The sequence below is a fragment of the Alteromonas sp. CyTr2 genome, from assembly GCF_947311905.1.
Classification (GTDB): Bacteria; Pseudomonadota; Gammaproteobacteria; order Enterobacterales; family Alteromonadaceae; genus Alteromonas; species Alteromonas macleodii.
Window position 1 is genome coordinate 18,166 of record NZ_CAMZMZ010000043.1, and the last position, 12,957, is coordinate 31,122.

General features: G+C 52.9%; 9 protein-coding genes and 3 pseudogenes. 11 read left to right on the plus strand and 1 reads right to left on the minus strand.

The genetic code is table 11. The features are described from left to right. The first annotated feature begins 176 nt into the window (after positions 1 to 176). The 7 genes and pseudogenes from QME20_RS17375 to QME20_RS17400 all read left to right on the plus strand — a co-directional run bounded on the left by QME20_RS17375 (position 177) and on the right by QME20_RS17400 (position 7,642). A complete protein-coding gene (locus tag QME20_RS17375) occupies positions 177 to 431 on the plus strand; it encodes a hypothetical protein (RefSeq protein WP_269464978.1) in 255 nt (84 codons plus the stop codon). 2 nt (positions 432 to 433) lie between these two features. After that, a complete protein-coding gene (locus QME20_RS17380; RefSeq protein WP_281716306.1) occupies positions 434 to 1,207 on the plus strand; it encodes an efflux RND transporter periplasmic adaptor subunit in 774 nt (257 codons plus the stop codon). Continuing rightward, positions 1,105 to 1,473, plus strand: coding sequence for a hypothetical protein (locus QME20_RS19720; protein ID WP_348648763.1), 369 nt, complete (start codon positions 1,105 to 1,107; stop codon positions 1,471 to 1,473). Before QME20_RS17380 ends, QME20_RS19720 begins: the two co-directional genes overlap by 103 nt. Continuing rightward, positions 1,470 to 4,661, plus strand: a complete 3,192-nt coding sequence (locus QME20_RS17385; protein WP_011788494.1) for an efflux RND transporter permease subunit — start codon at positions 1,470 to 1,472, stop codon at positions 4,659 to 4,661. The genes QME20_RS19720 and QME20_RS17385 overlap by 4 nt, the downstream gene beginning before the upstream one ends. Before the next feature lies 1 nt (position 4,662). After that, the gene (locus QME20_RS17390) at positions 4,663 to 6,156 is read left to right on the plus strand and encodes an efflux transporter outer membrane subunit (RefSeq protein ID WP_011788495.1); all 1,494 of its coding nucleotides are present in this window, start codon (positions 4,663 to 4,665) and stop codon (positions 6,154 to 6,156) included. 274 nt (positions 6,157 to 6,430) lie between these two features. Further along, positions 6,431 to 7,353 (plus strand): annotated as a pseudogene (locus tag QME20_RS17395) (efflux RND transporter permease subunit); the annotation flags it as partial. Positions 7,354 to 7,450: 97 nt separating this feature from the next. Beyond that, the gene (locus tag QME20_RS17400; protein WP_015066565.1) at positions 7,451 to 7,642 is read left to right on the plus strand and encodes a heavy-metal-associated domain-containing protein; all 192 of its coding nucleotides are present in this window, start codon (positions 7,451 to 7,453) and stop codon (positions 7,640 to 7,642) included. Between the two features lie 78 nt (positions 7,643 to 7,720). On the opposite strand, the pseudogene QME20_RS17405 reads toward QME20_RS17400, so the two are convergent. Beyond that, positions 7,721 to 8,223, minus strand: a pseudogene (locus QME20_RS17405) (IS4 family transposase); the annotation flags it as partial. 388 nt (positions 8,224 to 8,611) lie between these two features. Between QME20_RS17405 and tnpB the strand changes: the two are divergent. The 4 genes and pseudogenes from tnpB to QME20_RS17425 form a co-directional block, all read left to right on the plus strand. After that, on the plus strand, positions 8,612 to 8,866 hold the full coding sequence (gene tnpB, locus QME20_RS17410) for an IS66 family insertion sequence element accessory protein TnpB (protein ID WP_011788498.1): 255 nt from the start codon (positions 8,612 to 8,614) through the stop codon (positions 8,864 to 8,866). 210 nt (positions 8,867 to 9,076) lie between these two features. Continuing rightward, a complete protein-coding gene (locus QME20_RS17415; protein ID WP_015066567.1) occupies positions 9,077 to 9,769 on the plus strand; it encodes a DsbC family protein in 693 nt (230 codons plus the stop codon). Continuing rightward, positions 9,769 to 10,620: pseudogene (locus tag QME20_RS17420) on the plus strand (conjugal transfer protein TraC); the annotation flags it as partial. The gene QME20_RS17415 and the pseudogene QME20_RS17420, both read left to right, overlap by 1 nt. A 138-nt stretch (positions 10,621 to 10,758) precedes the next feature. Beyond that, positions 10,759 to 12,957: Tn3 family transposase (locus QME20_RS17425; RefSeq protein WP_281716307.1), on the plus strand; the 2,199-nt coding region annotated here is incomplete at its 3' end.

Below are 12,957 nucleotides of genomic sequence, written 5' to 3' on the forward strand. Positions count from 1 at the left end.
GCATCTCATGCGTTCACCGGGAGGCCGGAAGGTTCCAGAGCTTGTAGTCCAGTCCCATGCTCGTCATGGTCATCGAAAAAGGCTTGACCTTGACGTGGTTGTAAGGGCTAGCCTTTAGAAACATATGCGAACCGCTTCGGATGGACCGAAGCCCCGTAATAAAAAAGGTAACTTCCATGCATAAAAAAATCAGGATCATTTTGGTAGCTAGCGTCATCGCGGCCGTCGGGGGGATAGCGGTGGCTGCCCGAGATGGCAAGGATGAAAGTAAACCAGCAGCACCACCAGCTGGCGCACCGATGGCACCGCAGGTGCCTGTGGCTGAGGCCATCACGCGCACAATCACGCCGTCAACTGAGTTCACCGGCTTTTTGGCCGCACCGAAGGTGGTCGAGTTGCGCTCGCGTGTGGGGGGGCCGTCGACGCGGTGAGCGTGCCCGAGGGAAGTCTGGTACGCAAGGGGCAATTGTTGTTCCAGATTGACCCACGGCCTTTCCAAGTCGCGCTCGACACCGCCACGGCGCAGTTGCGGCAGGCTGAGGTGCTGTCCAGTCAGGCTCAGGCCGACTTTGATCGTGCCGAGCGGCTTGTTGCCACTGGCGCCCTGTCTCGGAAGACCTATGACGATGCAGTCTCCGCACGCAATGCGCGTCAGGCGCAGGTACAGGCGGCAAAGGCCACAGTCGCAGCGGCGCAGCTCGACCTGTCCTACGCGCGGGTATCGGCACCAATTGCCGGGCGCGTGGACCGAGTGCTGGTGACCGAGGGCAACCTGGTCAGCGGCGGCGGTGCAGGAGCAGCCACGCTACTTACCACGATCGTGTCCATCGATCCTGTGCACGTCTATTTCGACATCGATGAGGCAACCTACGTCAATGTGGTGAGCCGCTCGAGACCTGGTTCAGGGACTCATGCTTCGTTGCCCGTTCAAGTAGGCTTGAGCACTGACAGAAACTTTCCGTACAAGGGCGTGCTCGACTTCGTCGGCAATGCGATTGATAGAAGTACCGGCACGATCCGCGCTCGCGCGGTCGTCCCCAACCCTGATGGACGGCTGACGCCTGGGCCAAGCTCTCCACCGCAAGCTCTCGGCAGGCCGTCCTCATCGACGACCAAGCGGTTGGCACCGATCAAGGCCGAAACTATGTTCTGGTCGTGGGTGAAAACAACCAAGCTCAGTATCGTCCGATTGAGCTGGGTCCCGTAGTCGACGGTCTGCGCGTTATAAACGGTGGCCTGCAGGGTGGCGAAAAAATCATAATCAAAGGCCTCGTACGACCTGGTATGACTGTCACGCCGCGCATGGTGCCCATGCAGGGGCCGGCAGCACCGGCCGCCGGCGCTCCCGACGCGACTAAGACTGCGGCTAGTGCCCCGGCAGTCCCTGCGGAGTCTGCCAAGGCCGCTGGGGCGGCTGGGGCCGATCAGGTCAAGGCTGACAGCGCAGCTGGCTCAGCGGAGGCTCGCAAATGAATTTCCCCCGTTTCTTCATCAACCGCCCTATCTTCGCAATCGTCCTTTCGGTGCTGATGCTGATCGCGGGCGCGATCAGCTACTTCCAGTTGCCACTGAGCGAGTACCCTCAGGTTACCCCCCCAACGGTACAGGTCACGGCGAGCTATCCCGGCGCCAATCCGCAAGTGATTGCCGACACCGTGGCATCGCCGCTAGAGCAAGCCATCAACGGCGTGGAAGGCATGATGTACATGCAGTCCCAGATGTCCACGGACGGAAAGATGGTGCTCACCATCTCTTTCGAGCAACACATCAACGCCGATATCGCGCAAATCCAGGTGCAGAACCGGGTGTCGCGTGCGCTACCCCGGTTGCCACCCGAGGTCCAACGCATCGGCGTTGTGACTGAGAAGACCGCGCCCGACATCCTGATGGTTGTGAACATGCTATCGCCAGGGGATCGTTACGACCCGCTGTATGTGTCCAACTACGCGATGCTCAACGTCCGTGACGAACTGGCACGCCTGCCGGGCATCGCCAACGTGTTGCTTGGTGGTGAGGGTGAGTACGCGATGCGGGTCTGGCTCGACCCCGAAAAGGTTGCGTCTCGTGGCATGACCGCTAGCGATGTGGTCGCCGCCATTCGGGAGCAGAACGTGCAGGTTGCGGCCGGCTCTATCGGTCAGCAGCCTAACGCCTCGTCTGCCTTTCAGGTCACCGTCAACGCACTCGGGCGTCTCACCACCGAAGAGCAATTCGGCGATATCGTCATCAAGGCTGGCACCCACGGCCAGGTTACACGCTTGCGCGACGTGGCACGTGTGGAGTTAGGTGCGGAGAACTACACCATGCGCGCCCAACTTGATGGCGGCAACACGGTTGGCATTCAGATCCTGATGACGCCTGGCTCCAATGCACTAGATGTGTCTAGCGCGGTACGCGCGACGATGGATCGTCTACAAGCAAGCTTTCCAGAGGGCATCGAGTACAAGATCGCCTACGATCCTACGGTCTTCGTGCGGGCCTCGCTTCAGTCTGTAGCGGTCACGCTGCTAGAGGCGATTCTGCTGGTGGTGATCGTGGTGGTGCTGTTCCTGCAATCCTGGAGAGCGTCGATCATCCCGCTGATCGCCGTGCCGGTCTCGCTGGTCGGCACCTTCGCCGTAATGCACATGTTCGGCTTCTCGTTGAACACACTGTCATTGTTCGGCCTCGTACTCTCAATCGGCATTGTTGTGGACGACGCCATCGTCGTGGTAGAAAACGTGGAGCGCCACATGGCACTTGGCGAGTCGCCCAAGGACGCAGCGCTCAAAGCCATGGACGAGGTTACTGGCCCGATCCTGGCCATCACCTCGGTGCTGGCGGCGGTCTTCATTCCCTCGGCGTTCCTGTCTGGGCTGCAAGGCGAGTTCTATCGCCAGTTCGCGCTGACCATCGCGTTCTCGACCATCCTATCGGCGATCAATTCGCTCACACTGTCGCCCGCGCTGGCCGCCATCCTGCTCAAGCCGCATCATGGCGCGGCCCAGCCCGATCGAGTCACGCGCCTCATCGACGGCCTGTTTGGTGGCTTCTTCCGCCGCTTCAACCGCTTCTTTGACAGCGCCTCGAATGCTTATGTCGGAGGCGTGCGCCGCGCAGTTCGCGGAAGTGCTGTGGTGCTGCTGCTCTATGTCGGTTTCCTGGGGTTGACGTGGCTGGGCTTTCATAAGGTACCTGCCGGCTTTGTGCCCGCACAGGACAAGTATTACCTCGTGGGCATCGCCCAGCTTCCGACTGGTGCCTCGCTGGACCGCACCGACGCGGTTGTCAAGGAAATGAGCAAGATCGCGCTTGCCGAGCCTGGCGTCGAAAGCGTGATGGCATTCCCCGGCTTCTCCTTCAACGGCCCAGTGAATCAGCCCAACACCGCGCTGGTGTTCGCCATGCTCAAGCCCTTCAACGAACGAAAGGACCCGTCGTTGTCGGCGTTCGCCATTCAAGGCAGGCTCATGGGCAAATTCAGTCAAATACCGGACGGCTTCGTCGGGATTTTTCCTCCGCCACCGGTGCCTGGCCTGGGTTCAATGGGCGGCTTCAAGTTGCAGATCGAAGACCGTGCGGGCCTGGGGCCAGACGCACTTGCACAGGCCCAAGGTCAGATCATGGGCAAAGCCATGCAAGCGCCTGAGCTGGCCAACATGTTGGCCAGCTTCCAGGCCAATGCTCCACAGTTGCAGGTGGACATCGACCGCGTAAAGGCCAAGTCGCAAGGTGTGTCGCTGACCGAAGTTTTTGACACGCTGCAGATCAATCTGGGCTCGCTTTATGTCAATGACTTCAATCGATTTGGCCGAACTTACCGAGTGATGACGCAGGCCGATGCGAAGTTCCGTATGCAGGCTGAAGACATTGGCATGCTGAAGGTGCGGAACGCTTCGGGGGACATGATCCCGTTGAGCGCGATCGCGACGATCTCACGTAGCTCCGGTCCCGATCGAGTGATGCACTACAACGGGTTCCCATCAGCTGACATCAGCGGCGGACCAGCACCGGGCTATTCGTCTGGCCAGGCTACTGCCGCGATCGAGAAGATCGTGAGCGAATCGCTGCCGGACGGCATGACCTACGAATGGACTGACTTGACGTTCCAAGAAAAGCGGGTTGGCAACACCTCCATCTACATTTTTGCGTTGGCAGTGCTGTTGGCATTCTTGTTCCTGGCAGCTCAGTACAACAGTTGGTCGCTTCCATTCGCTGTTCTGTTGATCGCGCCCATGGCGTTGCTTTCGGCGATCGCCGGTGTTTGGCTTACGGGCGGCGACAACAATATCTTCACGCAAATTGGCTTCGTGGTGCTCGTAGGCCTGGCAGCCAAGAATGCAATTCTGATCGTGGAGTTTGCCCGTGCCAAGGAGAGTGAAGGTGTCGATCCGTTGGCGGCCGTGCTTGAAGCGGCGCGGCTGCGGCTGCGCCCGATTCTGATGACGTCACTGGCTTTTATCGCTGGCGTGATACCGCTGGTGCTCGCGAGTGGAGCGGGTGCCGAGATGCGTCACGCAATGGGTATCGCTGTGTTCGCCGGCATGTTGGGCGTGACGGCATTCGGTCTGGTGCTCACGCCGGTGTTCTACGTCGTAGTGCGCAAGCTGGCGTTGCGTCGTGAAGCCAGTCAAGCCCGCGTCGGTATGAGCGACAAGCATAACGGCCAGGAGGAATTTTGAGATGAAGAAACCTTTCGCACTCACACAACCTGCCAAGAGCTTGGCACCGGTAGCTTTCGCGATAGCGTTAGCCGGTTGTTCCATGGCACCCAAGTACGATCGGCCGCCAGCGCCGATTGATATAGTATATCCTTCGGGCGCGGCCTATGCAGAACCGGCGAAAGCGACGCCAGAGGCCCCAGTCACGGACGCGGCCGATATCGGCTGGCGAGATTTCTTCCGCGACCCGCTGTTGCAACAATTGATCGGTATCGCGCTGGAGAGCAACCGCGACATGCGCAAAGCTGCGCTCAACGTTGAGGCGGCGCAGGCACTGTACCGCATTCAGCGCGCTGAGGTGCTCCCGAACTTGGGGGTATCCGGCAGAGGGGCCGCAGAACGACTGCCAGCCGATCTCAGCAACACCGGCGCTGCCGACGTCGTGCGTCGTTACGAGGTTGCTGGGGTGACCGCTGCCTGGGAACTGGACGTCTGGGGCCGTATCCGCAGCCTCAGCAACCAAGCGCTGGCTTCCTACTTGGCTATGGACGAGACTCGCATAGCGACGCAGATGAGTTTGATCTCTGAGGTTGCTAACGCCTATCTCACGTTGCGGGCTGACCAGGAGTTACTGCAGTTAACAGGCGAGACGCTCGGCACGCAAAAGCGTTCGCATGAACTTACTGCCCAACTGTTCGAGGCTGGCAATGCCACGCAACTTGACGTGCGCCGCTCGGAAATTGTACTGCGTACAGCCGAGGCCAACTTCGCGGACTACACACGTCAAACGGCCAAAGACCGAAACGCGCTAGTGCTACTGCTCGGCCAGCCGCTGACGCTTGAGCTGTCGCAGCAACTTGACAAAGCCATAGTGCTGCCGGATGGCATCGTGCCGACCGAACTGCCCAGTGGCCTACCTTCTGAGTTGCTCGTGCGCCGACCGGATGTGCGCGCGGCCGAGCAGGTACTTCTGGGTGCCAACGCCAGTATCGGAGCAGCGCGAGCCGCTTTCTTCCCCACCATCAGCTTGACGGGTTCGGCGGGGACGGCAAGCGCATCGCTTGATGGGCTCTTCGAATCGGGTTCGCGCGCCTGGAGCTTCTTGCCGCAGATTACGGTGCCTATTTTCCGGGGTGGCGCGTTGCGCGCCAATCTGGATGTGGCGCACGTAAAAAAGCGCATCGAGATCGCCAACTACGAGAAGTCCATTCAAGTTGCTTTTAGTGAAGTGGCTGATGGCCTTGCCGGCAAGCGAACACTTGATGAGCAGATTCGTTCAGAGCAATTCCTGGTTGCTGCTAGTCAGGGCATGTATGACCTGGCCGAGCAACGTTTCAGGGAAGGTGTGGACGATAACCTCACCTTGCTTGACGCGCAGCGTACGCTGTACAGCGCGCAGCAGACGTTGGTGCGTACGCGTCTGGCTCGGTTGAGCAACCTTATCGCGCTCTACAAGGCTCTGGGAGGCGGGTGGACAGAGAGCACACCAAGTGGTGTGGCGCAAGCGAGTCGATAGTTAGTTTTTCCCTACTGGCACTGGTATTGGATATTCGTACCAAGAAATGACGCATGGTGGCAGTCGCCTCCATGCGTGTGTAGATGAGTATGAAAACCGGCGAGCTTGCAAAGCTAACGAGGACTCCCTGGGTTCTACGAGGCTCAGGGTCTTTTACCTGCTCCTGATCGTTATAGCAACAACTAAAGGCAATAAAGGCAGGAGCAAGTTGAGCGGTTGCAGCTTATACTAAGTTGCAAAGTATTAGGTATCAGTCTGGAGCAGATCCGGACTATCTCAGGGGGTAGCTTTGACCGACATTTTTGATGTATTACAGGTAAATTTGGGATCGCTTTACGTCAATGATTTTAATGGATTTGGCCGTACCTACCGTGTAATAACTCAAGCTGATGCCCCATTCCGTATGCAGGCAGACGATATTGGATTATTGAAAGTCAGGAATTCTGCTGGTGATATGATCCCTTTATAAGTATTGATCAATATCAAACTAACTTCAGATCCTGATCGCGTTATGAGATACAACGGCTATCCATCCGCTGATATTACGGGAGGTACTGCATCAGGATATTCTTTTGGTCAGGCTACAGATGCTATTGAGAAAATAGTTAAGGAAAATCTACCTGAAGGTATGGCGTACGAATGGACTGATCTGACCTATCAGGAAAAATTAGCGGGCAATTCCGCACTGTATATTTTCCCATTGGCGGTATTCTTTGCATTCTTGATTCTTGCCGCTCAGTACAACAGTTGGTCGCTTCCATTTGCTGTGCTGCTTATTGCACCAATGGCACTCCTTTCTGCAATTGGCGGTATATGGATCTAAACGGTGATAATAACATCTATACTCAAATTGGCTTCGTTGTTTTAGTCGGGCTGGCCGCAAAAAATGCCATTTTAATCGTTGATTTTGCAAGGACTCAGGAGAATTAGTGACGATCACCGCTTGGGGCCGTACTCGAGGCAGCGTACTTACGTTTGCGTCCTATTTTGATGACTTCTCTTGTATTTATTGCTGGTGTGATATCTCTTGTACTAGCTAGTGGTGCTGGAGCAGAAATGCGTCACGCCATGGGTATTGCAGTGTTTGCCGGTATGCTTGGTGTAACCTTCTTTGGATTACTACTTACGCCGGTGTTTTACGTTATAGTAAGAAATCTGTCATTAAGAAAAAACGCAGAAAGTATAGTCAATCTTTAGTGAAAAGATATCAGAGTGAAATGAGTTTAGACCTTGACCTTACAACAGTGGAAAGCCCTACAATCAGAAGTACTCAAACCAAACTGGAGGTATATAAATGCAATTTCATTTAGAAAATATGACATGTGGGGGCTGCGCCCGGACGGTAACTAAAGCAATTAAGGATATAGACCCAGAGGCTACAGTTTTAACTGATCCTCCGACTCGTAAGGTGACGGTAAAAACTTCATTATCAGTTGAAAAGGTCTCCTATGCTCTAATTGAAGCAGGCTTCCCTCCTCGGGATTAGTATTTTCCTTTTACGGTTGCCTCCTGAATGAGGCAACTTTAAATTTCGCATTCAGGGCATTCATTCATAGACTGGACCTTAAGAATTAAGCCCATGCAGTATCCCATCTAACGTGATGTTTTGTTTGTCTTTTGACTGTTGGGCTTTTTGGGCGTTCTTCGTTATATAACGGGTCGCCCAATCTATCCTCTCCGCTATTTCTGACCATGCGTGCTGGCTGATGCTTTCAAGATCGGCAACAGCCAAATTTCCACATTTTTGGCGGCCTTGAATAGCTAGACTGATGGCATGATTTGAAGAAAGACGCTTCGCCGAATGATCAGAGCGAGCAGGCTTGACCATACCAAACCATCTACAATCGCTTTCTGTGCCGCCATAAATTTCTGCAAGTTTGTATGGGATTTCAACTCTTTGAATCGCAACTTCACCTGCCAGCGACAACGATAGATTGCCATAACATCATCCGCTTAGTAGGTTTCCCGCGGGAGGTTGATAAGCCAGATGCAAAATCGTATTTCTCCGGCAAAACAGAGCCTTATTACTCTGAATATCTGCTTTCCTCGACGAACTTGCAAATCGAGCGTAAGCGCCTCATAAACCGCGCATTCTAATCACCTAACACGCAGAATAAGATCAAGTCTCCAACCATAAGGAGATTTAAAATGGCAAACGATGCACCAACCAATAATGGCAAACGCTAATCAAGCAATCTGAATCGAGTTCATTATCAACACTCACATTTTGTAAGCTCAATCAACTCAATCCCTCAACGTTCTCTGCCAAGCGCCAGCAACTCAACAACACTGGCGCATCTCAAGGTTTTGTTAGAGCAGAAGTCGTTGAAAAGATAACTCAGTATCAGGCCCAAGTGGCAACCGCCAACATGACACTCTTCGTCAATGATATCGAACTGCGCAATCCCCAATGCACGCCAGTAAGTAACCTGGCTGAACTCATCGGTGCGCTATCATGAAAGGCATGCTGAGCTCACTAGAGATTTATCTGTATCGTGAAAGTGTCGATTTTAGAAAGTCCATCAACGGCCTTGCCGCGATTATCGAAAGTGACACCGATTTACCGTTAGTAAGTGGCGCATTATTCCTGTTCACCAAAAACAGCGCGATAAAATCAAAGTGTTGTGCTGGCGTGTGCCACGAACAAAAGGTTAATACCTTTTGGATCTGTATTTCTGATGAGAGAAGGCCTCTCGAAATCTACCTGTAGGGGGCGGTTTCAAAACCACCAAGTGCTTCTGTAAAGTGCGGTTTGGAGACTTATCTGATCGCTCATTCAACACTGAGTTCACCTTCGCAGGTGATCTACACTTCGGAGCAGCTATTTAGTAAGGTATTCAATTCTTCAATCTATCTAACCGAGTCCACATAGGACAACTGCATAGACTGGAGCCTCGATTTACATTAACGAGGACTCCTCATGCGAAAACTATCTCCATTTATTCTGGCGCTTGCGCTGTCTCCTTTTGTTCAAGCTGAACCTGTGTCTGAAGTGTCGCCCGTTGGCAAAATTGACGGCATGGTTTCTTTACCTGTCACGGGTATGAAAGCGGTCGAAAGCAATAACCGTATTATTTTTATGTCAGACAGTGGCCGGTTCGTCATTGATGGCACGCTCTATGATGCCTGGTCCAAAAAGCCGCTTACCAGCCTTGAAGAAATTCGAGAAGCGGGAAACACGCTGGACTTAAGTCGCCTTGGCTTAAAAATGGCTGATTTGAACCCACTGACTTTAGGCGAAGGCAAAAAGAAAGTGGTGGTCTTTGTTGACCCTCGGTGCCCACATTGCCATGAGCTTTTGAAACAAGCCCTGCCGTTAACCAAAGAATACACCTTCCAAATTCTCCCTGTGCCAGTGCTTGGTCCAGATTCAGAGCGTCAGGTTCGCCAGCTTGGCTGTGCGCGTGACAAGAAAGCGGCCACCGATGCATTGCTGAATGGCCGGATTGGTAACCTAGAACAGGATGATGCCTGCAACTTAGAACCAATGCAGCGTACCTTGGTGACGGCTCAAATTCTGGGCATTCAAGGTGTGCCTTTCATTGTCGCCAATGATGGTCGCATCAGCCGAGGTCGTCCTTATGACCTTTCTGCTTGGTTGGAGGGGCGTTAATGAAAGCCTCTTTGTATTCAGGACAACGCGCTTCAGAGCTATTGCCAGTATTGGCCTATTCAGACGATGAGCAACTGTTTTTCATGGAAGACCAAAGTGTTGGCTTTGGTTTTCTATGTGACCCATTGCCGGGTGGTGATGAGTCTGTTGCAGACAGGGTTAATGTTCTACTCAACAACGACTGGCCAAAAGACACTTTGCTGCAATTTGGCCTTTACGCCTCGCCTGATATTCAAACCGACCTTCAGCGCATGATGGGCTTACGGCATCGTCAATCTGATCCATTGCTTAGGGCGTCGATACGCAAACGTGCGGATTTCCTCGATGGGGGCACGGTTCAATCGATAGAAGAATCGACCCAGACTCAGGTACGCAACTTTCAACTGATCGTCACCTGCAAATTGCCTTTGGAAAGTCCTATTCCGACGGAGCGTGAGTTGAGTCGAGCATCCGCGCTTCGGGCTTCTTTCTCGCAAGCGCTGGCAACGGTTGGTTTTCGCGTCACTGAGATGACTGACCGAAACTGGCTCGCGGCAATAAGTGCTCAGCTTAACTGGGGAAAAGATGCTTCCTGGCGTAATCCATCACCAATCCGCAGTGAGGCAGATAAACCACTTCGGGAGCAAGTGTTGGATTATGACCGAGCTATCAAGGTGGATAGCCAAGGTCTGATGCTGGGCGATTACCGAGTTAAAACCTTATCGTTTAAACGCTTGCCTGAGCGGATCTGGTTTGGTCATGCCGCAAGTTTTGCGGGCGATATGATGACGGGCAGTCGCGGTTTACGCGGCAGCTTTTTGCTAAATGTCACCATTCACTTTCCCTCAGCTGAGGCGATGCGATCTCGTTTAGGGGTTCTAGGGATTTTCCCCTCTAAAGTAACATAGAACGCTACAGGTATTATATTATATGGTCTGTGGCGGTGGGTTACCTTCCAATATTCTGCCATCTTATATAAACACCATCAATCATATTGGCGTTTATTCATCATGGCAATTAGTAATGAACTCTCGATTCTGACTCAGGCAGAACAACGAGACTTGTATTCAGCACCTCAGTTTTCTATTGAGGAACAACGTTTGTATTTTTCGCTAAACGATGTAGAACAGGCCGAATGCCGTACTATCAGGCTTACTAAACATCGTTGTTATTTCGTGGCGCTTCTGGGCTATTTTAAATCTAAGCCAGTGATCATTGCTCCGAGTTTCCGTGATATCAGTATCGACATGCAGTTTATTGCCTCCCAAATTCAAAGAGGTAAAGGGATCAGGCCTTTCAGTGTCAGTAAAATGCAGCGTGACCGTATTTACTCAAGGATACTGCGTCTACTTAATTACATTAAGTGGAATGAAAAACAGCACCTCAATGCTCTGTGCCACCACCTGGTTTACATTGGTCATACCTGGCTGGAGCCTCGACACCTCTTTGATGCGGCCATTGAATACCTTGCCAGCCATAACATTGCCATTCCTAAGTACTCCGTGCTTCAAAGACTGATAAGCCGCACAATGCAACAGGTCAGAAAAGACCTGACGCTCCAACTGAATCAACTTACCAGTAATGAACTTAACGTCTTTCTGGACAACATAATCACTACTAAAGACGACGGGCTGAGTCTGAGCCATCTCAGGGGTGGTGCCAAAAGTCTGACCGTGCCTGAGCTTAAAAAAGAGCTCGCCATTTACCACCGGTTAGCACCATGGCACACGCAAATAAATGACGTTGTGGACAGGCTCAATCTGTCGCTAAAAAATCGACAACACTTCAGCGGCCTTATTGATTACTACGGCAGTAAAGTGCGGCGCTTCAAACGCTCACAGCAGCACCTGTGGTTACTGTGTCATCTGACAGAGCGCATGCAACTTGCACTGGAGCGCCTGACGGATGGGTTTGTTTACCATATCCGAAAACAACAGGAAGCCGCCAACGCCTTTGCACAACAAGCAGTGTTCCTGTCCTGGCAGTCAGCTGCGGACAATGTCACGAAAGCGGCAGAGCTACTTCACCTGTTTGTTGACGAGAATATTGATGACAATCAGCCCTTCTCAGTAGTCAGACAACAGGCATTGAAGGTCATGAATGACAGGGATATCCAGACCCTCTGCCTTTACCTGAAAAAACAGAAACGGACCGTGGAAGAGTACCAGTGGCAATATTATGACGAACAACGAAACCTTCTGGAACAGTTGTTAAGACCAGTGTTCCTGTGCCTTGAATGTGAGGCCGGTAAAGGCTCAGAAGCCGTCGTCGCCCAACTTCAAAAGATGCAAACGGAAATCGTATCCGGTGAATCACTGATGACAATGGATACGTCGCTTATCCCCAAAAAGCACCTCTCATGGCTGGTGAAACAGGATAACGTTAATCCGCAACGTTATGAATGGCTGCTCTACCGGCAGTTAACTTCACGACTGAACGGACGTATTTATCTGTCAAATGTCACCAAATACCGGGCACTGGAAGACGACCTGATCCCCCAAACATCGCAGGATGCACTGCTGGCCTCATCAACACTGGACAGACTAAAACAACCTGTTGACGCATTGTTACAGGAGAAACAACATCGACTGGAAAGCGCGCTCAAAGACGTGGCGCGCCATATTGATGAGGGAGATAATCGCAATGTAATCATGAAAAATCGCTCGGGCACCCGCTGGCACCTGCCAACAAAAGGCGCTACATCTCTGGTCAACAATCCCTTCTTTAAGCGAATGCAGCCAGTCGGTATCGCGGATGTCCTGCGGTATGTTGAGCGCGAAACCGGGTTCATGCGAAGCCTGACACATGTGCTGCCAATACAAAAACAGGGAACTACTCATCAGGATGATTTACTGGCCATTCTGATTGCTAACGCCACTCACCGTGGTGTGTATGGTATGGCGCAGATCTCCGACCGCAGTTATGAACACCTGAGTACAGTACAGGCTAACTATATCCGACCTGAAACGCTGCATGATGCCAGCGACGTGATCAATAATGCGGTGGCTTCATTACCCATCTTCCGCCACTACCATATTCAGGAGGACCAGTTGCACGCCAGTGCGGATGGTCAGAAATTCGAAACGCATCTGGAAACGTTTAAAACCCGGTATTCCTCGAAGTACTTCGGTACCAATAAAGGGATCACGGCCATGACCCTGGTCGCCAATCACAGCGCGCTGAATGCACGGATAATCGGCTCCAACGAG